The organism is Pseudomonas sp. ChxA (assembly GCF_030263855.1).
GTDB classification, from domain to species: domain Bacteria; phylum Pseudomonadota; class Gammaproteobacteria; order Pseudomonadales; family Pseudomonadaceae; genus Aquipseudomonas; species Aquipseudomonas fluorescens_CB.
This window is the reverse complement of record NZ_JARPMK010000001.1, coordinates 1,081,586-1,108,118: the sequence shown is the minus strand read 5'-3', so window position 1 is coordinate 1,108,118 and position 26,533 is coordinate 1,081,586. Positions and strand designations below refer to the sequence as shown.

General features: G+C 57.9%; 21 protein-coding genes and 2 tRNA genes. 2 read left to right on the top strand and 21 right to left on the bottom strand.

Features of this window, described 5'->3' with window-relative positions; all coding sequences use genetic code 11:
* Window positions 1-46: 46 nt before the first annotated feature.
* Window positions 47-2,980 (top strand): DUF748 domain-containing protein, encoded by a 2,934-nt coding sequence (locus P5706_RS04880; protein ID WP_285678665.1) that lies wholly within the window; start codon window positions 47-49, stop codon window positions 2,978-2,980.
* A 324-nt stretch (window positions 2,981-3,304) separates the two neighbouring features.
* Here the strand turns inward: P5706_RS04880 and P5706_RS04875 are convergent, their stop codons facing one another.
* From P5706_RS04875 to rlmE, 16 genes are all read right to left on the bottom strand, one after another.
* Complete coding sequence (locus P5706_RS04875) at window positions 3,305-3,904, bottom strand: BON domain-containing protein (protein WP_200431513.1); 600 nt, start codon at window positions 3,902-3,904, stop codon at window positions 3,305-3,307.
* A gap of 296 nt (window positions 3,905-4,200) precedes the next feature.
* Window positions 4,201-6,306 (bottom strand): polyribonucleotide nucleotidyltransferase, encoded by a 2,106-nt coding sequence (gene pnp, locus P5706_RS04870; protein WP_056858281.1) that lies wholly within the window; start codon window positions 6,304-6,306, stop codon window positions 4,201-4,203.
* Window positions 6,307-6,501: 195 nt separating this feature from the next.
* On the bottom strand, window positions 6,502-6,771 hold the full coding sequence (rpsO, locus tag P5706_RS04865) for a 30S ribosomal protein S15 (RefSeq protein ID WP_003176135.1): 270 nt from the start codon (window positions 6,769-6,771) through the stop codon (window positions 6,502-6,504).
* A gap of 260 nt (window positions 6,772-7,031) precedes the next feature.
* Entirely contained in the window at window positions 7,032-7,949 is a 918-nt protein-coding gene (gene truB, locus P5706_RS04860) for a tRNA pseudouridine(55) synthase TruB (protein ID WP_017139248.1), read from the bottom strand.
* Between the two features lie 3 nt (window positions 7,950-7,952).
* Window positions 7,953-8,348 (bottom strand): 30S ribosome-binding factor RbfA, encoded by a 396-nt coding sequence (rbfA, locus tag P5706_RS04855; RefSeq protein ID WP_003176137.1) that lies wholly within the window; start codon window positions 8,346-8,348, stop codon window positions 7,953-7,955.
* A gap of 159 nt (window positions 8,349-8,507) precedes the next feature.
* Window positions 8,508-11,033: a translation initiation factor IF-2 gene (infB, locus tag P5706_RS04850; protein WP_285678662.1), complete on the bottom strand. Its 2,526-nt coding sequence runs from the start codon at window positions 11,031-11,033 to the stop codon at window positions 8,508-8,510.
* Window positions 11,034-11,060: 27 nt separating this feature from the next.
* Entirely contained in the window at window positions 11,061-12,542 is a 1,482-nt protein-coding gene (gene nusA, locus P5706_RS04845) for a transcription termination factor NusA (RefSeq protein WP_071485563.1), read from the bottom strand.
* Window positions 12,543-12,589: 47 nt separating this feature from the next.
* A complete protein-coding gene (rimP, locus tag P5706_RS04840) occupies window positions 12,590-13,048 on the bottom strand; it encodes a ribosome maturation factor RimP (protein ID WP_032865935.1) in 459 nt (152 codons plus the stop codon).
* A 140-nt stretch (window positions 13,049-13,188) separates the two neighbouring features.
* Window positions 13,189-13,265: transfer RNA gene (locus P5706_RS04835), tRNA-Met, on the bottom strand.
* 96 nt (window positions 13,266-13,361) lie between these two features.
* Window positions 13,362-13,447: transfer RNA gene (locus P5706_RS04830), tRNA-Leu, on the bottom strand.
* Window positions 13,448-13,469: 22 nt separating this feature from the next.
* Complete coding sequence (gene secG / locus P5706_RS04825; RefSeq protein WP_010206600.1) at window positions 13,470-13,853, bottom strand: preprotein translocase subunit SecG; 384 nt, start codon at window positions 13,851-13,853, stop codon at window positions 13,470-13,472.
* Window positions 13,854-13,857: 4 nt separating this feature from the next.
* Window positions 13,858-14,613, bottom strand: coding sequence for a triose-phosphate isomerase (gene tpiA / locus P5706_RS04820; protein WP_003194193.1), 756 nt, complete (start codon window positions 14,611-14,613; stop codon window positions 13,858-13,860).
* Window positions 14,614-14,679: 66 nt separating this feature from the next.
* Window positions 14,680-16,017 (bottom strand): phosphoglucosamine mutase, encoded by a 1,338-nt coding sequence (gene glmM / locus P5706_RS04815; protein WP_200431511.1) that lies wholly within the window; start codon window positions 16,015-16,017, stop codon window positions 14,680-14,682.
* Window positions 16,018-16,033: 16 nt separating this feature from the next.
* A complete protein-coding gene (folP, locus tag P5706_RS04810; protein ID WP_285678661.1) occupies window positions 16,034-16,885 on the bottom strand; it encodes a dihydropteroate synthase in 852 nt (283 codons plus the stop codon).
* 8 nt (window positions 16,886-16,893) lie between these two features.
* Window positions 16,894-18,804 (bottom strand): ATP-dependent zinc metalloprotease FtsH, encoded by a 1,911-nt coding sequence (ftsH, locus tag P5706_RS04805; RefSeq protein WP_032865933.1) that lies wholly within the window; start codon window positions 18,802-18,804, stop codon window positions 16,894-16,896.
* A gap of 200 nt (window positions 18,805-19,004) precedes the next feature.
* On the bottom strand, window positions 19,005-19,655 hold the full coding sequence (gene rlmE / locus P5706_RS04800; protein ID WP_065892263.1) for a 23S rRNA (uridine(2552)-2'-O)-methyltransferase RlmE: 651 nt from the start codon (window positions 19,653-19,655) through the stop codon (window positions 19,005-19,007).
* A gap of 106 nt (window positions 19,656-19,761) precedes the next feature.
* On the opposite strand from rlmE, the gene P5706_RS04795 reads away from it, so the two are divergent.
* On the top strand, window positions 19,762-20,070 hold the full coding sequence (locus P5706_RS04795) for a YhbY family RNA-binding protein (RefSeq protein ID WP_017139256.1): 309 nt from the start codon (window positions 19,762-19,764) through the stop codon (window positions 20,068-20,070).
* Window positions 20,071-20,093: 23 nt separating this feature from the next.
* Here P5706_RS04795 and P5706_RS04790 read toward each other — a convergent pair whose 3' ends face one another.
* From P5706_RS04790 to dapB, 5 genes are all read right to left on the bottom strand, one after another.
* Entirely contained in the window at window positions 20,094-20,498 is a 405-nt protein-coding gene (locus P5706_RS04790) for a hypothetical protein (protein ID WP_056858278.1), read from the bottom strand.
* Window positions 20,499-20,526: 28 nt separating this feature from the next.
* The gene (greA, locus tag P5706_RS04785) at window positions 20,527-21,003 is read right to left on the bottom strand and encodes a transcription elongation factor GreA (protein WP_200431509.1); all 477 of its coding nucleotides are present in this window, start codon (window positions 21,001-21,003) and stop codon (window positions 20,527-20,529) included.
* On the bottom strand, window positions 21,000-24,221 hold the full coding sequence (carB, locus tag P5706_RS04780) for a carbamoyl-phosphate synthase large subunit (protein WP_064454179.1): 3,222 nt from the start codon (window positions 24,219-24,221) through the stop codon (window positions 21,000-21,002). Before carB ends, greA begins: the two co-directional genes overlap by 4 nt.
* Before the next feature lie 105 nt (window positions 24,222-24,326).
* Window positions 24,327-25,463: a glutamine-hydrolyzing carbamoyl-phosphate synthase small subunit gene (gene carA, locus P5706_RS04775; protein WP_200431508.1), complete on the bottom strand. Its 1,137-nt coding sequence runs from the start codon at window positions 25,461-25,463 to the stop codon at window positions 24,327-24,329.
* 259 nt (window positions 25,464-25,722) lie between these two features.
* Window positions 25,723-26,529 (bottom strand): 4-hydroxy-tetrahydrodipicolinate reductase, encoded by an 807-nt coding sequence (gene dapB, locus P5706_RS04770; protein ID WP_069786508.1) that lies wholly within the window; start codon window positions 26,527-26,529, stop codon window positions 25,723-25,725.
* Window positions 26,530-26,533: the final 4 nt, after the last annotated feature.

Sequence of the window (26,533 nt, the reverse complement as noted above, 5' to 3'; positions counted from 1 at the left end):
GTGCCATACTCCAAGGCACTCTCGTTCTACATAGATGGCGTCACTCATGCCCAAAGGATTGATCCGCGCCGCTGGCGCCTTGTTGACCGCCCTGGCTCTGTACAGCTTGCTGGGTTTTCTGATTCTGCCGGGCATTGCCCTACGCATTGCCAACCAACAACTGGCCAATTACGCCACGGTGCCGGCCCGTATCGAGCGCATCGAGCTCAACCCGTTCAGCCTGGAGCTGACGCTGTGGGGCTTGAAGATCGGCGAACCGGGCAAGGAACAGGTCGGTTTCGAGCGCCTGTACGCCAACCTGCAGATCGACAGCCTGTGGACGCGCGCGCTGCACCTGGCCGACATACAACTGGACCAGCCGAAGACCGAAGTGTTGTTCGACAAGACCGGCCAGTTGAACCTGGCGCAGCTGTTCAAGCTGCCGCCGAGTGAGCCGACCCCGGCCGACCCGGATGCCAAGCCATTCCCGCTACGCATCGACAGCATCAAGCTGGCCGGCGGCTATGTGTACTTTCGCGACCTGCGCCCCAGCGAGCCGATCGAATTCCTTTACGACAAACTCGACTTCGAGCTGAAAAACCTCAGCACCTTGCCCGAAGACAACGCCGACATGACCCTGGTGGCCGCCGGCCCTGAAGGCGGGCAGATCGACTGGAAAGGCAATTTCAGCCTGGTGCCGATCACTTCCGAAGGCACCCTGAAAGTCACCGACGGCAAAATGAAAGCCTGGTGGCCGTATGTGCGTGACGCCCTGCCGCTGGTGCTTGAAGACGGCGTGCTGAACTTCAGCACCGACTATAAATTCAGCCTGGCCAAAGAAACCGAACTGAACCTGACCAACACCGCTGCGAGCATCGCGCCCTTTGCGATCAAGGCGCCGGATGGCCGGCCACTGGTACGCCTGGAACGCCTGGACGTCAGCGAAACCACGGTGGACCTCGCCAAGCAGCAAGTGGTGGTCGGCAAGATCCGCAGCAACAAGCTGGAAACCTGGGCCGCCCGCGAAGCCGATGGGCAACTGGACTGGCAGAAACTGTTCGCCAGCCAACCAAGCAAACCAGCCAAGGAAATCAAGCCTGCCAGCGCGCCAGCGACCGCCGACACGCCAAACGCCGCACCTGCCGCACCGAGCAAACCCTGGCAAGTACTGCTCAAGGACGTGCAACTGCGTAACTATCAAGTGCACCTGGCGGACCGCGCTGCCAAGCCGGCAGTTGCATTGGAGTTAGGCCCGCTGAATGTCGACGTGCAGAACTTCGACAGCCTCAACAAGAGCCCCTTCACCCTGAAGGTCGACACCGGCCTGGGCAAGCAAGGCAAAATCAGCGCAACCGGCGAGGTCAACCTCAACCCGGTGAGCGCCAAGTTGAAAGTGAACACCCAAGACATCGACCTGCGCGTCGCGCAATCCTACATCAGTCCGTTTATTCGCCTGGAGCTGCGCAGCGGCATGCTGGGCAGCAACGTCGATGTGAACCTCAAAAGCACCGAGCCATTGGCGCTGCAGGTCACCGGCCGCGCTCAGGTTGACCAGTTGCACACCCTGGACACCCTCAAGACCCGCGACTTTCTCAAGTGGCAGCGCCTGGTGCTTGAAGGTGTGAACTACCAGCACGGCGACAGCCTGTCGATCGACAAGGTCAACCTGCTGCAGCCGTATGCGCGCTTTATGATCAACGATGACCGCACCACCAACATCGATGACTTGCTGATCCCGCAACCGGCCGACAATGGCGCCAAGTCGGCAGCCAAACCGGCGGCGAGCAAAGACAAGCCATTGGGCATTCATATTGGGCAGATTGCGATCAACGATGGCTCGGCCAACTTTGCCGACTTCAGCCTCACGCCCAACTTCGCCACGGCTATCCAGCAACTCAACGGGCAGATTGGCACTATCGACAGTCGCCAGGCCAAACCGGCCAGCGTCGACATCAAGGGTAAAGTGGATCGCTACGCGCCGGTGACGATCAAGGGCAGCGTCAACCCGTTTGACCCGATGGCGGCGTTGGATATCGCCACCAGCTTCAAGCGCGTCGAACTGACCACGTTGACGCCGTATTCCGGCAAGTTCGCGGGTTTCCGCATTCGCAAAGGTCGGCTTAACCTCGATTTGCACTACGTGATCACCAAAGGCCAACTAAAGGCTGAAAACAAGGTGGTGGTTGAGCAATTGCAACTCGGTGAGAAGGTCGACAGTGCCGATGCCGTCGATTTGCCGATTCGCCTGGCTATTGCGCTGCTCAAAGACTCGGATGGCAAGATCTCCATTGAGCTGCCAGTGACGGGCGACTTGAACAACCCGCAGTTCAGCGTCATGCCGATTGTGTGGCAAACCCTGCGCAACCTGGTGGTGCGTGCAGCCACGGCGCCGTTCAAGTTTATCGGTGGGTTAGTCACCGGTGGCGGCTCGCAAGACCTGGGTAATGTGTCGTTTGCCGCAGGCTCCAGCGAACTGAACAAGGATGCCGAGGGCGCCCTGAACACCTTGGCCAAGGCATTGAAAGAGCGCCCTGCCCTGCGCCTTGAAATCGAAGGCACGGCGGCGGCCAGCAGCGATGGACCATTTATCGCCGCAGATCGCCTGGAGCGTGAATACCAGTACAACTACTACAAAATCCTCCAGCGTCGCGGCGACAAGGTGCCGGCCCAAGCGTCATTGCTGGTCGTGCCGGAGAAGGAAAAAGCGCCTTTGCTCGAAGGCATCTACCGCACCCGTCTCAAGCAACAACCGCCGGCTGAGTGGAAAGACCTGAGCAGCGATGATCGCACCGCGAAGCTGCGTGATGGTTTGATCAAGTTCTGGGGCGCCAGTGATGTACTGCTGCGCCAACTCGGGCAGGACCGTGCCAGCACTATCAAGGACTACCTGGTGGACAAAGGCCAGTTGGAAGATGACCGGGTGTACTTCATAGATGCAAGCCTGGGGCAGGCGGAGAAAGACGGCCGCGTGGTAACGCCGATGCATCTGGATGCTGAGTAACCCCTAAGCGACACTTATACAACGGTGGGAGCTGGCTTGTGTGGGAGCTGGCTTGCCTGCGATGCAAACACCTCGGTTGTTCAGTTAAACCCGGGTGATGCTATCGCAGGCAAGCCAGCTCCCACACAAGCCCGCTCCCACAGTTTTATCTCCACCGGCCATGCAAATGTATTCCAGGCCTGAATAGAACAGGCCCCGACACAAGTGCCGGGGCCTGTAATGACCACATCCGTGTGGTCGGTCGCATGAACTTTAGAGGTGCATCGGGTGGATATCTAACTCACCCTAAGCCGCCGCCGTCTAGCTCAGACGATTCCTTCAGCGTTACTGAACGGTCAAACCATCAGCCGATACAGATTTAACGCCTTTGATTTTCTTGGTGATCGCAACTGCAGTGTCTTTCTGAGCCTGGGTCACAGCAGCAGTAGACGACAGCGACACTACACCGTGGTTGGTTTCGACTTTGATGTCGGTACCAGGAATACCTTTCTCGGTGACCAGATCGGATTTCACTTTAGTGGTGATCCAGGTGTCCGAAGTGCTGGTCTTGGCTTTGTCGACGTTGTCGGCTTTAACCGCGCCGCCAGCCAGCAGGCCGTCAGCGGAAACAGCGGTAACACCTTTGATTTTCTTGGTGATCGCTACAGCAGTGGCTTTCTGGGAGTCAGAGATAGCGACTGTGGAGGACAGGGAAACCACGCCTTTGTTGGTTTCAACCTTGATGTCCGAACCAGGAATGCCTTTCTCGGTCAGCAGATCAGCTTTTACTTTGGTGGTGATCCAAGTGTCCGAAGTGGACTCTTTAGCCTTGGTCATTTCACCGGCCGCCAGGGTCATTGGGGCTTGGGAAGTCTGAGCAAAGGCTACGTTAGCACCCATGGCCAGAGTCAGAGCGGTAGCAGTAGCGAGAGCGAACTTCTTCATACGAGTAACTCCTGTTTTATTAAAAGTCTGCAGCGTGTAAACCTTGATGCTGCAGCGTTAACAGGGTTATTGCAGGCAGTGTGCCAAGTCGCCAAGACGAATTAAATCCTTTATAAACAACAACTTATGAAAATAGGTAATTTTCGAAATCGTGCATCTTGCATGAAGTCGATCGTGCCTGCATGCAAGTTGCGGTTTTTGGGATTTACTAAGCGACTGATTTCCCGGCACTTTCCCTCGGGCATAAAAAAAGGACTCCGAAGAGTCCTCTTTTTCAGCGTAAAGCCAGCGGGTGATTAAACGCCCGAAGCCTTGGCTGCTGCTACGTCCTTGATGGACAGCTTGATACGGCCGCGGTTGTCCACGTCCAGTACCAGCACTTCCACTTCCTGGCCTTCTTTGAGAATGTCGGTGACTTTCTCAACACGAGCGTCGCTCAGCATGGAGATGTGCACCAGACCGTCTTTGCCCGGCAGGATGTTGACGAATGCGCCGAAGTCGACGATGCGCTCAACCTTACCTACGTAGATCTTGCCGATCTCGGCTTCAGCGGTGATGCCCAGAACGCGCTGACGGGCAGCTTCAGCCGCTTCCTTGGTTTCGCCGAAGATCTTGATCGAGCCGTCGTCTTCGATGTCGATCGAAGCCTTGGTTTCTTCACAGATCGCACGGATGGTCGCGCCGCCTTTACCGATAACATCACGGATTTTGTCGGTGTCGATTTTCATCGCGATCATGGTCGGAGCATTTTCCGACAGTTCGGTGCGGGACTGACCGATGATCTGGTTCATCTGACCGAGGATGTTCAGCCGCGCTTCCAGGGCTTGGCCCAGAGCGATCTCCATGATTTCTTCGGTGATGCCTTTGATCTTGATGTCCATCTGCAGCGCGGTAACACCTTTAGCGGTACCGGCTACTTTGAAGTCCATGTCGCCCAGGTGGTCTTCGTCGCCCAGGATGTCGGTCAGGATGGCGAACTTCTCGCCTTCTTTAACCAGGCCCATGGCGATACCGGCAACCGGTGCCTTCATCGGTACACCAGCGTCCATCAGTGCCAGGGAAGCACCGCAAACGGAAGCCATGGAGCTGGAACCGTTGGACTCAGTGATTTCCGACACAACACGGATGGTGTACGGGAACACGTCGGCAGCAGGCAGCATCGCAGCGATCGAACGACGAGCCAGGCGGCCGTGACCGATTTCGCGACGACCAGCGCCACCCATGCGACCACACTCGCCCACCGAGAACGGAGGGAAGTTGTAGTGCAGCATGAACGGGTCTTTTTTCTCGCCTTCCAGGGTGTCCAGCAGCTGTGCATCACGGGCAGTACCCAGTGTTGCAACGACCAGAGCCTGGGTTTCGCCACGGGTGAACAGCGCCGAACCGTGAGTCTTCGGCAGAACGCCGACTTCGATGTTCAGTGGGCGCACGGTGCGAGTGTCGCGACCGTCGATACGTGGCTTGCCGTTAACGATGTTTTCGCGAACGGTACGGTATTCGATTTCGCCGAAGGCCGCTTTGACTTCGCTGGAAGAAGGCTGGCCTTCTTCACCGGACAGCTTGGCTACAACCTGATCCTTCAGCTCGCCCAGGCGCGCGTAACGGTCGGCCTTGACGGTGATGGTGTAGGCGTCGGAGATGGCAGCACCGAACTCGGAGCGGATAGCACCCAGCAGTTCAGTCGCTTCAGCTTGTGGAGCCCAGGCCCACGTTGGCTTGGCAGCTTCGGCAGCCAGTTCTTTAACGGCCTTGATCACCGACTGGAACTCGTCGTGAGCAAACAGTACGGCGCCCAACATCTGGTCTTCGGTCAGCTCTTTGGCTTCCGATTCAACCATCAGTACGGCTTCCGAGGTACCGGCAACGACCATGTCCAGGCTCGACGCTTTCTGTTGCTCGTAAGTCGGGTTCAGCAGGTAGCCGGTGCTTTCGTGGAAAGCCACGCGCGCTGCGCCAATCGGGCCATCGAAAGGAATGCCGGAGATAGCCAGGGCAGCCGAGGTACCGATCATCGCAGCGATGTCCGGATCGGTCTTCTTGCTGGTGGAAACGACGGTGCAGACAACCTGCACTTCGTTCATGAAGCCTTCTGGGAACAGCGGACGGATCGGACGGTCGATCAGTCGGGAAGTCAGGGTTTCTTTCTCGGAAGGACGGCCTTCACGCTTGAAGAAACCGCCAGGGATCTTACCGGCAGCGTAAGTCTTTTCCTGGTAGTGAACGGAAAGAGGGAAGAAGCCTTTGCTCGGGTCAGCGGTCTTGGCGCCAACAACGGTCACCAATACGGTAACGTCGTCGTCAACGGTAACCAGCACTGCGCCGGAGGCTTGACGGGCGATACGGCCTGTCTCAAGGGTAACGGTCGACTGACCGAACTGGAATTTTTTGATAACCGGGTTCACGGTGTCCTACCTTCTTTGTGGCTCTTGGGGGAACTTGTCTTCTTGCGAAATTCTTGGGCAATGCCGGGAATCGGCCCGACGCTCGTCCAGGGTAAAACGTGTATCCAGATAAAACTTGAGGCTGGGAGCCTGCCATGGGCCAGCGGGAATCCCACTGACACACGGCAGACAACCAACCTCTAGCGCAATCGCTTATTAGCGACGCAGACCCAGGCGACCGATCAGAGCCTGATAACGACCCAGATCCTTGCCTTTCAGGTAGTCCAGCAGCTTACGGCGCTGGTTTACCATGCGGATCAGACCACGACGGGAGTGGTGATCTTTACCGTTGGCCTTGAAGTGACCTTGCAGCTTGTTGATGTTGTGGGTCAGCAGTGCAACTTGCACTTCTGGCGAACCAGTGTCACCAACAGCTTGCTGATAGTCAGCAACGATTTGTGCTTTTTCTTGAACGTCGAGAGCCATGAGGCAATCCTTTTATCGGGAAACCACCCAGAGGGCAGTTTCAACAGGCCAGGGACAAATCCCTGTATCTAAAAATGAGTGTTGACCGTGCCTGTTAACAGCCACACTCGTCCCAGTTTGCTTAAAAGCTACTGCGCTCGGTAATCCTGCGTCAAAAACCGGCTCGGAATGCTCATTAACAGCAGTTAACTCCGCTTCCTCGCCTGTTTTTTCCTTGTCTTACCTTCGCTCGCTACGCTTTTACCACAAACTGGTTCCGGTCATTCTGACCGAATCAGTCGACGCGGCGCGATGCGCCCGTCTTCGCTCACTTCACCGATACCGATAAAGCGACCGTTATGATCCTGTACCCTCACCATACCGAACTTTGGAGCGTCCGGGGCACGTACCGGTTGGCCGTTGAGCCAGTAAAACGCGCTGTGCTCCGAAAAGTGCAGCAATGGCCAATCCAGCAAACCGCTGTCCGATGGCATCAGGAAGCGATCAACTGCTTCATTGCCGCCTTCGGCGTGTACCGCTTCCAACTCTTCCAGCGTGACCGTCTGGGCCAGGGTGAAAGGTCCGGCTTGAGTACGTCGCAACTCTGCAACGTATGCACCACAGCCCAGTTGCTCACCGATATCTTCCACCAGGGTACGAATATAGGTGCCTTTGCTGCAGTCCACCGACAATCGTGCGGTGTCGCCTTCACTGGCGAGCAATTCAAGCCGCGCAATAGTAACAGAACGCGGTTCGCGCTCCACTACTTCGCCCGCACGTGCCAGCTTGTAAAGAGGCTGGCCATCACGCTTGAGCGCTGAGTACATCGGCGGTATCTGACTGATTTGCCCACGAAAAGCGGGTAAAACGGCCTCGATATCAGCACGACCAACGGTCACGTCGCGAACCTGCAGAACATCACCTTCGGCATCCGCCGTGGTAGTGGTCTTGCCCAGTTGCATGAGGGTTTCGTAACCCTTGTCGGAATCGAGCAGGTATTGCGAGAACTTGGTGGCCTCGCCAAAGCACAACGGCAGCACACCGGTGGCCAATGGGTCGAGGCTGCCGGTGTGCCCGGCCTTCTCGGCATTGAGCAGCCAGCGAACTTTCTGCAGCGCGGCATTGGAGGTAAAGCCAATGGGCTTGTCGAGCAGAATGATGCCGCTGACGTTGCGACGGATACGTTTGACCTGAGCCACCGCTTACTCCTTGGCGTCTTCAGGTGTGGACGGGTGCTGGCTGTCTTCAGCCACGGCGCGCTCGATCAATGCCGACAGGTGCGCACCACGCACGACGCTTTCGTCGTAGTGGAAGTGCAACTGGGGAACACTGCGCAGCTTCATTTCACGGGCCAACTGCATGCGCAGGAAGCCAGCAGCCGAATTGAGCACCTTGATGCTTTGCGCGATCTCTTCGCTGTTGTCCTGCCCCATCACGGTGATGAAGATCTTGGCGTGACCCACGTCACGGCTCACTTCAACGGCGGTGATGGTGACCAGGCCAACGCGCGGGTCTTTGACTTCGCGACGGATCAGTTGGGCCAGCTCACGCTGCATCTGATCGCCGATACGTTGGGTACGGCTGTATTCTTTTGCCATGTCTTGTTACCTGTTACTGCCACACGGTGAAACCCGTGGGGTCTGAAAGCGGCAAACGCCCGGCCTGACAAAAGCCAGACCGGGCGTTGCGTTTAGAGTCCGTACGCTGCGCGGGGCATTTGCATGCCCACACGCGGCGTGGCTCCGGAAGTGCGCGAGTTAGAGGCTGCGAGCAACCTGGACCTTCTCGTAGACTTCGATCTTGTCGCCAGCCTTGACGTCGTTGTAGCTCTTGACGCCGATACCGCATTCCATGCCGGCACGTACTTCGGAAGCGTCATCCTTGAAGCGGCGCAGGGATTCCAGCTCGCCTTCGAAGATAACGATGTCTTCACGCAGTACACGGATCGGGCGGTTACGGTACACAGTACCTTCGATAACCATGCAACCGGCGATCGCACCGAATTTCGGCGAGCGGAACACGTCACGCACCTCGGCAACACCCAGGATGTTCTCCCGGACATCGCTGCCAAGCATGCCGGTAAGGGCTTTCTTGACGTCTTCGATGATGTCGTAGATGACGTTGTAGTAACGCATGTCCAGGCCTTCCTGCTCGACGATCTTGCGAGCGCCAGCATCGGCACGCACGTTGAAACCGAACAGTACAGCGTTGGAAGCCAGTGCCAGGTTGGCGTCGGATTCGGTGATACCACCGACACCGCCACCGACAACGCGCACTTGCACTTCGTCGTTACCCAGGCCGTTCAAGGCGCCGTTCAACGCTTCGAGGGAACCACGAACGTCAGATTTGAGGACGATGTTAAGCGTCTTCTTCTCTTCCTGGCCCATGTTCTCGAAGATGTTTTCCAGCTTGCCGGCGTGAGCACGGGCCAGCTTGACTTCGCGGAACTTGCCTTGACGGAACAGAGCCACTTCACGGGCTTTCTTCTCGTCGGCAACTACGCTCATCTCGTCGCCAGCGTCCGGGGTGCCGTCCAGGCCGAGGATCTCGACCGGGATAGCCGGGCCGGCTTCCTTGATTGGCTTGCCGTTCTCGTCGAGCATGGCACGTACACGGCCGTAGTTCGAACCAACGAGCACCATGTCGCCTTGGCGCAGGGTACCGTCTTGAACCAGAACGGTCGCAACCGGGCCACGGCCCTTGTCCAGACGCGATTCAACTACAACACCACGACCAGGGGCCGATGGAGTAGCGGTCAACTCGAGTACTTCGGCTTGCAACAGAACAGCTTCGAGCAGTTCGTCAACGCCAGTACCCATTTTCGCGGATACCGACACGAATGGCGTCTCGCCACCCCACTCTTCAGAAGTCACGCCGTGAACCGACAGTTCGCTACGGATGCGATCGAGATCAGCGCCCGGCTTGTCGATTTTGTTCACTGCAACCACCAGCGGTACGCCAGCCGCTTTCGCGTGCTGAACGGCTTCGATGGTTTGCGGCATCACGCCGTCGTCCGCTGCAACTACCAGGATCACGATGTCGGTGGCCTTGGCACCACGGGCACGCATTGCGGTAAACGCAGCGTGACCAGGGGTGTCGAGGAAGGTCACCATGCCACGCTCGGTTTCAACGTGGTACGCGCCGATGTGCTGGGTAATGCCGCCGGCTTCGCCTGCAGCAACCTTGGCACGACGGATGTAGTCGAGCAGGGAAGTTTTACCATGGTCAACGTGGCCCATTACGGTCACAACCGGTGCACGGGAAACTGCCTCACCTTCAAACTTCAGGGACTCGGCCAGGGAATCTTCCAGGGCGGTGTCGCTGACCAGGGTCACTTTGTGGCCCAGCTCTTCAGCAACCAACTGGGCAGTTTCCTGGTCCAGTACCTGGTTGATGGTGGCTGGAGTGCCCAGCTTGAACATGAACTTGATGATTTCAGCTGCCTTGACCGACATCTGCTGGGCGAGATCGCCAACAGTGATGGTCTCGCCGATCTTCACTTCACGCACGACAGGGCCGGTTGGGCTCTGGAAACCGTGGGCGTTGCGTTTTTTCAGCTTGGCCTTGCCGCGACCACCACGACGGAAGCCATCGCTTTCTTCGTCGGTAGTACGTGGGGCAACGCGTGGAGCAGGCGCTTTCTCTTTGACCGAGGCACGATGCGGAGCGTTTTTACGCTCGCCATCGCCGCCGCCACCGCGACGATTGTTATCGTCTGCACGTGGCTTGTCCGGACGACGAGGTTCGTCGCGCTTGCGAGCGTCAGCTGCAGGAGCTGGTGCGGCGGCAACCGGAGCGGCCTCACGCACAGCTTCTACTGGCGCGCTAGGCGCAGCGACTGCTTCAGTGGCAGCAGGTTGCGCAGTAGCAGGCTGGCGACGCGCTTCTTCTTCGGCGCGACGCTTGGCTTCTTCTTCAGCCTTCTGACGTGCAGCATTTTCTACTGCGCGACGTTCTTCCAGCTCGCGTTTGCGCTCGGCTTCGATTTCTTCCGGGCTGCGCTGTACGAAGACTTTCTTCTTGCGCACTTCAACGCTGATGCTTTTGCTACCAGCAACACGCAGGGTGCTGGTGGTTTTGCGCTGCAATGTAATCTTGCGCGGTTCTTCCACTTTCGCCTTGTGGCTGCTCTTCAAGTGAGTCAGCAAAGACTGCTTCTCACTATCGCTCACACCTTCATCGGCGGCGGTGTGCGGCAGACCTGCCTCACGCATCTGCTGCAACAGGCGCTCTACCGGTGTTTTGACCTCATCGGCCAGTTGTTTCACCGTGACTTGCGTCATGCACTTCTCTCCTCAGGCCGCGCCTAGTTACTCGAACCAATGGGCTCGGGCGGCCATGATCAACTTGCCGGCACGATCATCGTCAATGCCGTCGATGTCGAGCAGATCGTCAATAGACTGCTCGGCCAGGTCTTCGCGGGTAATTACGCCGCGCACCGCCAGTTCCATCGCCAAATCCTTGTCCATACCCTCAAGCGAGAGCAGGTCTTCGGCCGGATGGGCGTCTGCCAGCTTTTCCTCAGTAGCGATGGCTTTAGTCAACAAGCGATCCTTGGCCCGAGCGCGAAGCTCGTTGACGGTGTCTTCGTCAAAGCCGTCGATGTTGAGCATTTCTTCCAACGGTACGTAGGCAATCTCTTCCAGGCTGGTGAAGCCTTCATCTACCAGCACCTGCGCCAGGTCTTCGTCGACTTCCAGCTCGTCGATGAAGTTGCGCAGGATGTCACCGGTTTCAGCTTGCTGCTTAGCCTGGATGTCCGATTCGGTCATCACGTTCAGGGTCCAGCCGGTCAGTTGGCTGGCCAGACGCACGTTCTGACCACCACGACCAATGGCCTGAGCCAGATTGTCTGCGCCAACGGCGATGTCCATTGCATGGGCATCTTCGTCAACGATAATTGCCGCCACTTCAGCTGGCGACATGGCATTGATCACGAACTGCGCCGGGTTATCGTCCCACAGCACGATATCCACACGCTCACCGCCCAATTCGCCCGACACTGCCTGGACGCGCGAACCGCGCATACCAATGCAAGCACCTTGCGGATCAATGCGCTTGTCCTTGGAGCGGACCGCGATCTTGGCGCGCGAACCCGGGTCGCGGGACGCAGCCATGACTTCGATCAGGCCTTCGGCGATTTCCGGCACTTCGATGCGGAACAGCTCAATCAGCATTTCCGGCGCGGTACGCGACAGGATCAGCTGAGGGCCGCGGTTCTCGGTGCGGATTTCCTTGAGCAGCGCACGTAGACGCACGCCGACACGGAAGGTTTCGCGAGAGATGATGTCTTCGCGGGCCAGCAACGCTTCAGCGTTGTTGCCCAGGTCGACGATCACGTTGTCGCGGGTCACTTTTTTCACGGTGCCGGAGATAATTTCACCCAGGCGCTCGCGATAAGCGTCAACGACTTGAGCGCGCTCGGCTTCGCGAACCTTCTGCACAATGACTTGCTTGGCAGTCTGTGCAGCAATGCGGCCGAACTCGATCGACTCGATCTTTTCTTCAACGACGTCACCGACCTGGGCGCCCGGATGCGTTTGCGCAACCTTGCTCGGCCAGGTTTCGATGGCCGGATCATCAAGATCGGCTTCTTCGACGACCGTCCAGCGACGGAAAGTCTCATAGGCACCGGTGTGGCGGTTGATTTCCACACGCAGATCAACTTCGTCTTCAAAACGCTTTTTGGTAGCAGTGGCCAGGGCCAGCTCCAGCGCTTCAAAAATCACGTTTGCCGGTACGCCCTTTTCATTGGATACCGACTCAACAACCAGCAGTACTTCTTTGCTCATCGTACGCCTCGCCTTTCGCAAGCCATTGGATCCGCGGGATCCGCGTCTCAGTCAAAACTGGGAATAATGTTGGCCTTGTCGATCATATCGATCGGCAACAGGAACTCATGGTCTTCTACCTGCACCACGACATCCTGTTCTTCTACACCGCGCAGAAGGCCCTGAAAGTTGCGTCGCCCTTCAAAGGGAGAGCGCAGCTTGATCTTCACTTGTTCACCGGCAAATTTTGCAAACTGATCAATAGTGAACAGTGGGCGTTCCATGCCTGGCGAGGAAACTTCGAGGGTGTATTCAACGGCGATTGGATCTTCAACATCCAGCACACCGCTGATCTGACGGCTGACAATGGCACAATCGTCCACCAGCACGCCGCCCTCTTTATCGATATAAACGCGCAACATTGAGTGGCGACCTTGAGCCGAAAACTCAATACCCCAGCATTCATAGCCTAGGGCCACGACCACCGGGGCCAGCAAGGCCTGCAACTCTTCTAGCTTGCTCGACACCTGAACCCCCTCGTGCATGTATGTGCATGCTGTGCAAAATAAAAAAATGGGCTAAACGCCCATCCTTGAAACGCCGTCGAACAGCGGCGTTGAAAGTGTCCAGCTAACAAAAAGCCCCTTAAAAGGGGCTCCGCTAAAACTGGTTGCGGGGGCCGGATTTGAACCGACGACCTTCGGGTTATGAGCCCGACGAGCTACCAGACTGCTCCACCCCGCGACAAAGCTGGGGCGGAAGTATACGACCGATCCCTTACAGGGTCAATGTAACCTTCCACCTACAAGAAAGCCCGCAACAGCGGGCTCTCCTGATAATTGGTACCGAGAAGGGGACTCGAACCCCTACACCCTATGGGCACAACCACCTCAAGGTTGCGTGTCTACCAATTCCACCACCTCGGCAATACAGCGTTTACAACCCTTCTTACTTCTGCTCTTGAGCTGGAGGTACGTCAGTCGCTGGAGTAGCCGACTTTTGCTCTTGAAGCACCGGGACATCATCAGAAGCCGGTTTTGCTTTTGGTACTTCCAACACTGCTGGGTTTGGGAGACCTACTTGAGTCAGCACATGAGCTTTCTCTTTAGCAAAGTAACCTAACCCCAAGCTGGTTATGAAGAAACCGGCGGCAAGTATAGCAGTAAACTTACTAAGAAAGGTAGAGGAACCTTGGCTTCCGAACACAGTATTTGAAGCACCTGCACCGAAAGACGCACCAGCATCCGCACCTTTACCCTGTTGCAACAAAACCAGGGCAACTACGCCCAGGGCAGCCAACAGATGAAAAACGACTACGACTGTTTCCAGCATTTTTTCAGTTTCCCGCGGCGCGACAGATCGCACCGAACTCATCTGCATTCAGGGAAGCTCCACCAATGAGCCCCCCATCGATATCCGGCATGCCGAACAGTTCGACCGCATTGGCCGCCTTCACGCTGCCGCCGTATAGAAGCCGCACACCTTGTGCGACCTCAGAATTCTCTGCCGCTAACTGCGCGCGAATGGCTGCATGCACATCCTGCGCTTGTTGCGGTGTAGCAGTCAGCCCGGTGCCAATGGCCCAGACCGGCTCGTAAGCGATTACTGCCTTTGCAAATGCACCAACACCCAGCTCCTCGATGATGCTGCCCAACTGACGCGAGACAACTTCAAGAGTCTTGCCCGATTCACGCTGCTCCAGGGTCTCCCCTATGCACAACACTGGAATCAAGCCACAAGCCTGTGCCGCTGCGAACTTGCGGTTGAGTGTCCCATCACGCTCGCCCATCATCTGACGGCGCTCGGAGTGCCCGACAAGCACATAGGAACAACCCGCATCAACCAGCTGACTCGGCGAAATCTCACCGGTCAACGCACCTTGCATGGGTTCCACCGCAGAGTTCTGCGCGCCGACCTGAATCGACTTGCCTTTTAAGCCATCAACCACTTGGTTGATATGCAAGCAAGGCGGGAAAACCGCAACATCAACACCGCTAGGCAAGGCCAAGTGACGAAGGCCATTGATCAGCTCAGCGACACTGGCGCGGGTACCGTGCATCTTCCAGTTACCAGCTACCATAGTGCGACGCATGCTGTACCTCGTCGGTCAAAGTGGGCGCAGATGTTACCCAACCACATCATCACTGGCAAGCCGAATTCAGGCGCAAATTTCAGTTACCAGTTTTGCCAGGTCTTCGGCATGGCCGCGAACCTGTGTTTCGTCCTCGCCTTCGACCATGACACGCACCAGCGGCTCTGTGCCGGACTTGCGCAACAAAACGCGGCCACGCCCCGCCATTGCCAGGGTCACACGCTCGCAGGCGTCTTTGACAGCAGGGTGCTCGATAGGGTTTTCGCCACCGGCAAAGCGCACATTCAGCAGAACTTGCGGGCATTTGCGCAGCGCCTGGCGCGCTTGCGCAAGACTCTCTTTGCGACGACGCAAGGACAGCAATACCTGCAGCGCAGCAATAATGGCATCGCCCGTGGTGGTGTGCTGGAAGCAAACCACATGCCCCGAGTTCTCACCGCCCACCAGCCAGTTACGCTCCAACAGCTCGGCGATGACATAGCGGTCACCGACATTGGCGCGTACAAACGGAATCCCCAGCTCGGCCAAAGCCAACTCAAGCCCAAGGTTGCTCATCAGCGTGCCAACCACACCGCCTTGCAGCTTGTCACGCTCATGCAGGTCGCGGGCAATGATGAACAACAACTCATCACCATCCACCACGGCACCGGTGTGGTCGACCATCAACACCCGATCACCATCGCCATCGAAGGCAATACCGAGGTCAGCGTGCTCGGCCAGGACAGCAGCCTGCAGTTGCTCCATATGCGTCGAGCCGCAGTTATGGTTGATATTCAAACCATTTGGCTGGGCCGAGAGTACCGTCACATCGGCGCCCAGCTCCTTGAATACACTGGGCGCCACCTTGTAGGTTGCACCGTGAGCGCAGTCGACAACAATTTTGAGGCCGGCAAAATTGGTGCTGGTCGGCACGCTGCTCTTGCAGAACTCGATGTAACGGCCCGAGGCGTCATTGATACGCGAGACCTTGCCCAGCTTGCTGGACTCAACCACCGTCATCGGCGCATCCAGCAACTCTTCGATCATCAGCTCGATCTCGTCCGGCAGCTTGGTGCCCTGGCCCGAGAAGAACTTGATGCCGTTGTCATCATGGGGATTGTGCGAGGCACTGATCACGATACCGGCTTCAGCGTGGAACGTACGCGTGAGGTAAGCGATTGCCGGTGTCGGCATGGGCCCCAGCAGCATCACATCGGCGCCTGCAGCGGACAGACCCGCCTCCAGCGCAGACTCGAACATGTAGCCCGAGATGCGGGTGTCTTTGCCCACCAGGATGCGGCAAGCGCCCATGCTGCGGAACGCCATACCGGCGGCCCAACCCAGCTTGAGCATAAAATCAGGAGTAATCGGGAATTCGCCGACCCGGCCACGAATACCGTCGGTGCCAAAATATTTTTTAGTCATAAGTGCTCCATCATTCTTATTCGGATGATTCTACCGCGGCCAGCATGCGCACCACATCAACCGTCTCGGCGACGTCATGCACCCGCAAAATACGCGCGCCCTTGGTCACGGCAAGTGCCGCCAACGCAAGGCCACCGTACAACCGCTCACCCACCGGGCGATTCAGGGCCAGCCCTATCATGCTCTTGCGCGACACGCCGACCAACAGGGGCCGACCGAGCGCGTGCAAGGCTTCCATATGCTTGAACAGGCTCAAGTTGTGTTGCAGGGTCTTGGCGAAGCCAAAACCGGGATCCAGGATAATCTTATCGGCGGCGATGCCCACCTTGGTGCACTCAGCCATTCTTTGCGCAAGAAACCCACTCACCTCACCCACAAGATCGTCGTAGTGCGGGCTGTCCTGCATATTGCCGGGCTCGCCCAACATATGCATAAGGCACACCGGCAGTCCGGTTGCCGCCGCCGCATCCAGCGCACCATCACGCTGAAGCGAGCGCACATCGTTGATCAGCCCGGCACCGAGGCGCGCCGTCTCGCGCATTACGGCAGGAGTGGAGGTATCCACCGAGATGATTACATCCAGCTCACGGGCGATCCGCTCGACGATTGGTGCGACCCGCTCAAGCTCCTCCAAAGGGGAAACTACACGAGCGCCGGGCCGGGTTGACTCACCACCAACATCAATCAAGGTCGCGCCCGCCGCCACCATCGCCTCGGCATGGCGCAACGCGGCATCCTGCTGGCTAAAGCGGCCGCCGTCAGAAAAAGAATCGGGGGTTACATTAAGAATGCCCATGACATGTGTATGGGCCAAATCAAGAACCCGGTTGCCGCAAGGCAACCGGGTGGAGGACAGCGCAGAAGTCATTTCAAACCTTAGTGGTCAGCTGCCGGGCCGCCGATCGGGGCTTCAGGGCGTTCGTTCTGCACCACAGGCGGGGTGCCCGAAGTGCCCGAACCACCTTCCCAATCACGAGGCTCACGTGGTGCGCGACCCGCCATGATGTCGTCGATCTGATCGGCATCAATGGTTTCGTACTTCATCAGCGCATCAGCCATTGCATCGAGCTTGTCGCGGTTATCCGTCAGGATCTGCTTGGCCGTGCCGTAGCACTGGTCAATGATGCTGCGCACCTCGGAGTCGATCAGCTTGGCCGTCTCACCCGAGAAGCTGGCAGCTTGACCGCCACCACCACGACCCAGGAACACTTCGCCTTCTTCCTCGGCATACATCAAAGGACCGAGTTTCTCCGACAAGCCCCACTTGGTCACCATGTTCCGTGCGATCTGGCTGGCACGCATGATGTCGTTGGAAGCGCCGGTGGTCACACCGTCGAAGCCCAGCGTCATTTCTTCAGCAATCCGACCGCCATACAGAGAACAGATCTGGCTGATCAGTGCACGCTTGGAGAGGCTGTAACGATCCTCTTCCGGCAGGAACATGGTCACGCCCAGTGCTCGGCCACGAGGAATGATCGACACTTTGTAGACCGGGTCATGCTCAGGCACAACGCGACCAACAATGGCGTGACCGGCTTCGTGATAAGCGGTGTTCTGCTTCTCTTTCTCGGACATGACCATGGATTTGCGCTCGGCGCCCATCATGATCTTGTCTTTGGCCAGTTCGAACTCTTTCATTTCAACAATGCGCTTGCCGGTACGGGCAGCGAACAACGAAGCCTCGTTGACCAGGTTGGCCAGGTCGGCACCGGAGAAGCCTGGCGTACCACGGGCAATCACGGCCGGAGCCACGTCGTCACCCATTGGCACTTTGCGCATGTGTACTTTCAGGATCTGTTCGCGACCGCGGATATCCGGCAGGCCAACCACAACCTGACGGTCGAAACGGCCTGGACGCAGCAACGCAGGGTCAAGCACGTCCGGACGGTTAGTCGCGGCGATGACGATGATGCCGTCATTCATTTCGAAGCCGTCCATCTCAACCAGCAATTGGTTGAGGGTCTGCTCGCGCTCATCATGACCACCACCCATGCCGGCGCCGCGATGACGACCCACGGCATCGATTTCGTCGATGAAGATGATGCACGGTGCGTGCTTCTTGGCCTGTTCGAACATATCGCGAACACGGCTGGCACCCACGCCGACGAACATTTCGACGAAGTCAGAACCGGAAATGGTGAAGAACGGCACCTTGGCTTCACCGGCAATCGCCTTGGCCAGCAAGGTTTTACCGGTACCCGGAGGACCGACCATCAGCACGCCGCGAGGAATGCGGCCACCCAGGCGCTGGAACTTGCCCGGATCGCGCAGGAATTCAACCAGCTCACCGACTTCTTCCTTGGCTTCATCACAACCTGCGACGTCAGCCAAGGTGGTTTTCACCTGGTCTTCAGACAGTAGACGCGCCTTGCTCTTGCCGAAACTCATCGGCCCGCCCTTGCCTCCCGCGCCGCCTTGCATCTGGCGCATGAAGAACATGAACACGGCGATAATCACCAGGATCGGGAAGCTCGCTACCAACAGCTGAGTCCAGATGCTCTGCTGCTCAGGCTGTTTGCCTTCAACCACTACATGGTTATCCACCAAGTCGCCGATCAGACCGTTGTCCTGGATTGCCGGACGAATGGTCTTGAAGCTGTCGCCATCGTTGCGCTTGCCGGTGATCACGTAGCCATCAACCGCTACGCGCTCGACCTTGCCATCCTTAACTTGCTGGATGAAGTCGGAATAGTTGAGGGTCTGCGGCTCGTTAGGGCTGGAGAAGTTGTTCATCACCGTCACCAGGACAGCCGCGATGATCAACCACAGGATCAGATTCTTTGCCATATCGTTCAATTAACTACCCTCTGAAGCAAGCTCCGCTACTGGCGCGCGCTTCGCATGATATTCACCGGCCTAACTTACTACATTACCTACAACTCTGGCAGGCGCCGTCTGTAACCCTTTGTGAAACTTTGACTACACAATATTCGTAAAGCTTCGTGACGAAAGCGATATAAAAAAACCTATCGCCCTCCTCGAATTCCTCAAAAACGCTCTTCGCTCGCCGCACCTTCGACACCACGGAAGCCGCGGCACAGCAGGTATTGTTCGCGTGACCGGTCCCGCGAAGAGTCAGGTTTGCGCGTCTGTACCTTATCGAACAATTTGCGGATGTTCTTGTGGTACTCGTCAAAACCTTCGCCCTGGAAGACTTTCACCAGGAAATCACCGCCCGGACGCAAAACCCGACCCGCCAGATCCAGTGCCAATTCGCACAGGAACATGGCTCGCGGCATATCAACGGCCGGTAATCCACTCATATTGGGGGCCATGTCGGAAATCACAAGGTCTACCTGCGAATTTCCCACAGCCTCGAGGATCTCGGCCAAGACCGTGTCCTGGGTGAAGTCGCCGTGTACAAAGGTCACATCCGGGATGCTGTCCATCTCAAGGATGTCTGAAGCGATCAACCGACCTTGCCCACCAATCAGACGACTGGTCACTTGGGACCAGCCACCAGGGGCTGCGCCAAGGTCGATCACGCTCATACCTGGACGAATCAATTTGTCCTTGTCCTGGATCTCCAGCAGTTTGTAGCTGGCCCGGGAACGGTAGCCGTCCTTTTGCGCCTTTTTGACGTAAGGATCGTTGAAGTGTTCTTGTAGCCACTTAAGGCTGGTTTTGGAACGGGCCACGGGCCACCTCGAAAAATAAAACGGGTCGTGATTAACTGGGCGGTCCCGGACTCGCTCGGGTAAACTGGCCGCCGCTTTTTACAAGATCAGACGCAGGGGTCAGATTATGCCGCTCACTCAAGAGCAGAAGAAACAGTACAAATCCATTGGCCACCATCTGAAACCAGTTCTGATTGTGGCAGACAACGGTTTGACTGAAGGTGTTTTAGCCGAACTGGAACGCGCATTGGGCGATCACGAACTGATCAAGATCAAGGTCAACATCCTTGACCGCGAAGCGCGTTTGGCCGCCATTGCAGAACTGTGCAAGGTCGGCAAAGCGGACCTGGTACAGGTCATCGGTAAGATGGCACTGCTGTATCGCAAGAACTTCAGCGTCAACAAGCAGCTGTCGAACGTACACCGCTTCAAGTAATAGCTGTCAAATGACAGCAAGGGTCACGGGCGTGCTTCGCGCGCCCTGCCGCTCCATCCCGGTGCCGGCTGTATAACCAGCACCAGGCCGGAGAACCCTAGCACAAGATAGCTGAATAGCTGCCAGCGCAACGCTTGCGGCAGCCAGACATGCACCACGCAAAACATTGCGCACGCATACAGCGCCATCAACAGCAGTTGGCCGCGAATATCCCGCCACAAACTCTCCAACCCCTCGGCCTTGACCAGCACCAATGCCTGGAGCGTCACGCACGCCGCCGCAAAACCCACCAGCAGCGCACTCAGCATTCCGTTGAGCTCATCGATCAGTAGCGGCGCCAGGCCAATCAGGCCCAACACCGGCAACACACCGATGTGCAACAACCACAGGCCGCCCACCCACAGCATCTGGGCAAGCTGCCAAAGCATGGCGCCCGCACGAAGCGGGCGCCGTCTTTCAGACGTGACGAACTTCGACAATCTCGTACTCGATTACGCCACCGGGCGTTTTCACAGCCACCACGTCACCCTCTTCCTTGGCAATCAAGGCGCGGGCCAGTGGCGAGCCAACAGAGATTTTACCGAGTTTGAAGTCAGCCTCGTCTTCACCGACGATGTGGTAAACCACGCGCTCGTCAGTCTCGACGTTGGCGATTTCCACGGTCGTGCCGAAAATCACTTTGCCGGTCTTCGGGATGGTCGTGACATCGATGATGACCGCATTCTGCATGCGCCCCTCGATATCACGGATCCGCGCCTCGACCATACCTTGCTGCTCACGAGCAGCGTGGTATTCGGCGTTTTCCTTCAAGTCACCCAGCTCGCGGGCCGTACCGATGTCCTGGCTCAGCTTCGGGCGGACGACCTTGGTCAGATGGGCGTGTTCTTCTTCCAGGGCTTTGGCGCCCTGGACAGTCATTGGGTATTTGGTCATGCCTTCAATCCTGCGTGTAGATCCTGCAAGCGACGCACGGTCTTTTCCGGACCGAACTTGAGCGCTTCGCAGATGGCTTCGCCAGCAGCAATGGTGGTGGTGCAGTAGATCTTGTGCTGCAAGGCATTACGACGAATGGAGTAGGAGTCCGCGATCGACTGGCGACCTTCGGTGGTGTTGATGATCAGGGTGACTTCGTCATTTTTGATCATGTCGACCACGTGCGGACGGCCTTCCGTCACCTTGTTCACGCGACGTACTTTCAGGCCGGCAGCTTCAATCAGCTTGGCGGTCCCGGCAGTAGCCACGACTTCAAAGCCCAAGTTGATCAGATCACGGGCCACGCCTGCAACCAGTGGTTTGTCATCATCACGCACGCTGATAAACGCAGTACCGCCGGTCGGCAGCACTTCGCTGGCGCCCATCTGGGCCTTGGCGAACGCTTCACCGAAGGTATCGCCCACGCCCATCACTTCACCGGTGGACTTCATCTCTGGGCCCAGGATCGGATCCACGCCAGGGAATTTGGCGAATGGGAACACCGCCTCTTTCACGCTGTAGAAGTTCGGAATGATTTCCTTGGTGAAGCCGATTTCCTTCAGGGTCTTACCCGCCATCACGCGGGCAGCGATCATGGCCAGGGACACACCAATGCACTTGGAAACAAATGGCACGGTACGCGAAGCACGCGGGTTCACCTCGATCACGTAGATGTCTTCGCCTTGCAGCGCCAACTGTACGTTCATCAGGCCGACCACGCCGAGCTCCAGGGCCATTTTCTTGACCTGCTCACGCATCTCGTCCTGGATGTGCGCCGGCAGCGAGTATGGCGGCAGCGAGCAAGCGGAGTCACCGGAGTGAACCCCAGCCTGTTCGATGTGCTGCATGATCGCGCCGATCACCACGTCGGTACCGTCGCACACCGCGTCCACGTCCATTTCGATGGCGCAGTTGAGGAAGTGATCCAGCAGCACCGGGCTGTCGTTGGACACCTTCACCGCATCACGCAGGTAGCGCTTGAGTTCTTCTTCTTCGTAGACGATTTCCATCGCCCGGCCGCCCAATACGTAGGACGGACGCACCACCAGCGGGTAGCCGATCTTGCTGGCAGCGCGGATGGCTTCATCTTCGCTGCGCACAGTGGCGTTTGGCGGCTGACGCAGGTTCAGGCGCTCAACCATTTGCTGGAAGCGCTCACGGTCTTCAGCACGGTCGATGGCGTCAGGGCTGGTGCCGATGATCGGCACGCCGGCAGCTTCCAGGGCACGCGCCAGTTTCAGCGGGGTTTGGCCGCCGTACTGCACGATCACGCCTTTTGGCTTCTCGACGCGGCAGATTTCCAGCACGTCTTCCAGGGTTACCGGTTCGAAGTACAGACGGTCGGACGTGTCGTAGTCAGTGGAAACGGTTTCCGGGTTGCAGTTGACCATGATGGTCTCGTACCCGTCTTCGCGCAGAGCGAGGGCGGCGTGTACGCAGCAGTAGTCGAACTCGATGCCCTGGCCGATACGGTTCGGACCGCCGCCCAGGATGATGATCTTGTCGCGGCCCGACGGCGCAGCTTCGCACTCTTCCTCGTAAGTGGAGTACAGGTACGCAGTGTCGGTGGCGAACTCGGCAGCGCAGGTGTCAACACGCTTGTAGACCGGGAAAATATCCAGCTTGTGGCGATGGGTGCGCAGGTTCTTCTCGGTCACACCCAGCAGCTTGGCCAGGCGCTGGTCGGAGAAACCTTTGCGCTTGAGGCGGAACATCAGGTCGCGGTCGATGGAGGACAGACCGAGGGTCTTGACCTTCTCTTCTTCCTTGATCAGATCTTCGATCTGTACCAGGAACCACGGATCGATCATGTTCATGCCGAAGATATCTTCAACGGTCATGCCCGCGCGGAAAGCATCGGCCACGTACCAGATACGCTCGGCGCCCGGCACGGTCAGCTCACGCTTGAGCACGCTCATGCTTTCCGGGTTACTCAGGTCGAGCTTCTCGTCCAGGCCGCAAACCCCTACTTCCAGGCCGCGCAGAGCTTTCTGCAGGGATTCCTGGAAGGTCCGGCCGATGGCCATGACTTCACCAACAGACTTCATCTGCGTGGTCAGGCGCGCGTCGGCTTTCGGGAATTTCTCGAAAGCAAAGCGCGGCAGCTTGGTCACAACGTAGTCGATAGACGGCTCGAAAGACGCCGGCGTAGCACCGCCGGTGATTTCGTTTTGCAACTCGTCCAGGGTGTAACCGATCGCCAGCTTGGCAGCGATGCGCGCAATCGGGAAACCGGTTGCTTTCGATGCCAGCGCCGAAGAACGCGACACACGCGGGTTCATCTCGATGACGACCATGCGGCCAGTGTCCGGGCAGATGCCGAACTGAACGTTGGAGCCGCCGGTTTCAACGCCGATCTCACGCAGTACCGCCAACGAGGCGTTACGCATGATCTGGTATTCCTTGTCCGTCAGGGTCTGCGCTGGAGCAACGGTGATCGAGTCGCCGGTGTGCACGCCCATCGGGTCGAAGTTTTCGATGGAGCAGACGATGATGCAGTTGTCCTTTTTGTCGCGGACAACCTCCATCTCGTACTCTTTCCAGCCGATCAGGGATTCGTCGATCAGCAGCTCTTTGGTCGGCGACAGGTCCAGGCCACGGGCGCAGATTTCTTCGAACTCTTCACGGTTGTAAGCAATACCGCCACCGGTGCCGCCCATGGTGAAGGACGGACGGATAATGCACGGGAAGCCCAGCTTTTCGAGAACCGCGTTGGCCTCTTCCATGCTATGGGCGATACCGGAGCGCGGGCAGTCAAGGCCGATGGACTTCATGGCCTTGTCGAAACGCGAACGGTCTTCAGCTTTGTCGATGGTGTCGGCGTTGGCGCCGATCATCTCTACGCCGAACTTCTCCAGAACGCCTTCGCGCTCCAGGTCCAGGGCGCAGTTCAGTGCGGTCTGACCACCCATGGTTGGCAGCAGTGCGTCCGGACGCTCTTTTTCGATGATCTTGGCAACGGTCTGCCACTTGATCGGCTCGATGTAGGTGGCGTCGGCCATGTCCGGGTCGGTCATGATGGTGGCCGGGTTGGAGTTCACCAGGATGACGCGGTAACCCTCTTCGCGCAGGGCCTTACAGGCCTGGGCGCCGGAGTAGTCGAATTCGCAGGCCTGGCCGATCACGATCGGGCCAGCGCCGAGAATCAGGATGCTTTTTATGTCTGTACGTTTTGGCATGGGTTTGTCACTCAAATCCGCAGGTCAGTCGGCAAGCCGTCTTGAACAATCGTTGAAGAGCCTGCGGGGGCCACCGAGGTTCGGGGCCGCCCGCAGGCCACTCAGTCAGCGTCGCTTGGCCATCTCATTGATGAAACGGTCGAACAGCGGCGCAACGTCGTTCGGGCCAGGGCTGGCTTCAGGGTGGCCCTGGAAGCTGAACGCGCTCTTGTCGGTGCGCTCGATGCCTTGCAAGGAGCCATCGAACAGCGACTTGTGAATGGCGCGAACGTTGCTCGGCAGGGTTGCTTCATCCACCGCAAAACCGTGGTTCTGGCTGGTGATCATCACAACGCCAGTGTCCAGGTCTTGTACCGGGTGGTTGGCGCCATGGTGGCCGTGGCCCATTTTCAGGGTCTTGGCGCCGGAGGCCAGAGCCAGCAGTTGGTGACCGAGGCAGATGCCGAATACCGGAATCTCGGTTTCCAGCACGTCCTTGATGGCCTGGATGGCGTAGTCGCAAGGCTCAGGGTCACCCGGGCCGTTGGACAGGAACACGCCGTCCGGTTGCAGGGCCAACACGTCGCTCGCAGGCGTTTGTGCAGGCACCACGGTCACGCGGCAGCCGCGCTCAACCAGCATGCGCAGGATGTTGTACTTGACGCCGTAGTCGTAGGCCACAACATGGTATGGCAGCTCGCTGGCCTCGATGGTCGCGTGACTGTCGGTCTTCAAGTCCCAGACAGTGGAGCGCCACTCGTACTTCTCTTTGACGCTGACAACTTTTGCCAGGTCCATGCCTTTCAGGCCTGGGAAACCTTGCGCAGCGGCAATCGCCGCCTCTTCGGAGATACTGTCACCGACCATGATGCAGCCGTTCTGCGAGCCTTTTTCACGCAGGATGCGTGTAAGGCGGCGCGTATCGATACCGGCGATCGCCACAACGTTGTTGGCTTTCAGGTAATCGGACAGCGACATCGTGTTACGCCAGTTGCTCGCAACCAGTGGCAGGTCACGAATCACCAGACCGGCCGACCAGACACGATCAGACTCGACGTCTTCCGGTGTAGTACCGGTGTTGCCGATGTGCGGATAGGTCAGGGTTACGATCTGTTGGGCGTAGGAAGGATCGGTAAGGATTTCCTGATAGCCGGTCATGGCAGTGTTAAACACTACCTCTCCAACGGTTTGACCGTCGGCTCCAATGGCTTCGCCGCGAAAAATGCTGCCATCAGCAAGGGCGAGTATGGCTGGCTTAGTCAAGAAGACCTCCCGTAAATAAAGCCTGAAAGGGCGATCGCAGGTTGTAAAAAAGCGGAGTGACGTATGGACACGTCACCCCGCTTCTTCACTGAATTATTCTGCGCGCTTTTAGTGGACACACTAAAGCTGTAGCTTACAGAAAAAGGCTTTTTTGGTCCACCGCTAATGAGCCTTAAAGGCAGGGGAATGCGACAGGACGTCGCTTAGCGGGTAAAAACGGGGCCTAAGCATAAGCTTGAGGCCCGGTTTTAGCTACCGATTAGTGCAGATCCAGCACGTCGCGCATGTCATACAGACCAGGCTCACGGCCTTCCAGCCAGAGCGCCGCACGCACTGCGCCCTTGGCGAATGTCATGCGGCTGGAGGCCTTGTGTGTGATCTCCAGGCGCTCGCCTTCACTGGCAAACAGCACGGTGTGATCACCGACTACATCACCACCGCGCACAGTGGCAAAGCCGATGGTGTCACGCGCACGCGCACCGGTATGGCCTTCACGCCCGTAAACAGCGACTTTCGACAGGTCGCGCCCCAGAGCATCGGCAATCGCCTCGCCCATACGTAACGCAGTACCCGACGGCGCATCGATCTTGTGGCGATGGTGGGTTTCGATGATCTCGATATCCGCCTCATCGCCCAATACGCGCGCGGCCAGGTCCAGCAACTTGAGCGACAGGTTCACGCCGACGCTGAAGTTGGCGGCGAAGACAATCGGAATGTCCTTGCCCGCCTCCACCAGCAACTGCTTTTGCTCGGCATTCAAGCCTGTGGTGCCGATGACCATGGCCTTGCCCGCCTTACGGCAGAACGCCAGATTTTTCAGCATCACCTCCGGCAAGGTGAAGTCGATCAGCACATCAAACTCGTCAGCCACCTGCTCCAGGTTGCCCGACAGCGAAACGCCGATGCGACCCAGCGAGGCCAGCTCACCGGCATCCGCACCGATCAGCGTGCTGCCAGGGCGAACGATCGCCGCCGTCAGCCCAGAGGCCGGCGAGCGCTGCTGCACCGCCTCGACCAGCGTCTTGCCCATGCGCCCGGCAGCGCCCATTACGGCTATACGTCGCATATTC

Coding starts and splice junctions, on each gene's coding strand:
- P5706_RS04880 (WP_285678665.1), top strand. CDS start 47: ATGCCCAAAGGATTGATCCGCGCCGCTGGCGCCTTGTTGACCGCCCTG.
- P5706_RS04875 (WP_200431513.1), bottom strand. CDS start 3,904: ATGAAGAAGTTCGCTCTCGCTACTGCTACCGCTCTGACTCTGGCCATG.
- rpsO (WP_003176135.1), bottom strand. CDS start 6,771: ATGGCTCTCGACGTTCAAGAAAAAGCACAAATCGTTGCTGACTATCAG.
- rbfA (WP_003176137.1), bottom strand. CDS start 8,348: ATGGCAAAAGAATACAGCCGTACCCAACGTATCGGCGATCAGATGCAG.
- infB (WP_285678662.1), bottom strand. CDS start 11,033: ATGACGCAAGTCACGGTGAAACAACTGGCCGATGAGGTCAAAACACCG.
- nusA (WP_071485563.1), bottom strand. CDS start 12,542: ATGAGCAAAGAAGTACTGCTGGTTGTTGAGTCGGTATCCAATGAAAAG.
- secG (WP_010206600.1), bottom strand. CDS start 13,853: ATGCTGGAAACAGTCGTAGTCGTTTTTCATCTGTTGGCTGCCCTGGGC.
- tpiA (WP_003194193.1), bottom strand. CDS start 14,613: ATGCGTCGCACTATGGTAGCTGGTAACTGGAAGATGCACGGTACCCGC.
- glmM (WP_200431511.1), bottom strand. CDS start 16,017: ATGACTAAAAAATATTTTGGCACCGACGGTATTCGTGGCCGGGTCGGC.
- folP (WP_285678661.1), bottom strand. CDS start 16,885: ATGACTTCTGCGCTGTCCTCCACCCGGTTGCCTTGCGGCAACCGGGTT.
- ftsH (WP_032865933.1), bottom strand. CDS start 18,804: ATGGCAAAGAATCTGATCCTGTGGTTGATCATCGCGGCTGTCCTGGTG.
- P5706_RS04795 (WP_017139256.1), top strand. CDS start 19,762: ATGCCGCTCACTCAAGAGCAGAAGAAACAGTACAAATCCATTGGCCAC.
- P5706_RS04790 (WP_056858278.1), bottom strand. CDS start 20,498: ATGCTTTGGCAGCTTGCCCAGATGCTGTGGGTGGGCGGCCTGTGGTTG.
- greA (WP_200431509.1), bottom strand. CDS start 21,003: ATGACCAAATACCCAATGACTGTCCAGGGCGCCAAAGCCCTGGAAGAA.
- carB (WP_064454179.1), bottom strand. CDS start 24,221: ATGCCAAAACGTACAGACATAAAAAGCATCCTGATTCTCGGCGCTGGC.
- dapB (WP_069786508.1), bottom strand. CDS start 26,529: ATGCGACGTATAGCCGTAATGGGCGCTGCCGGGCGCATGGGCAAGACG.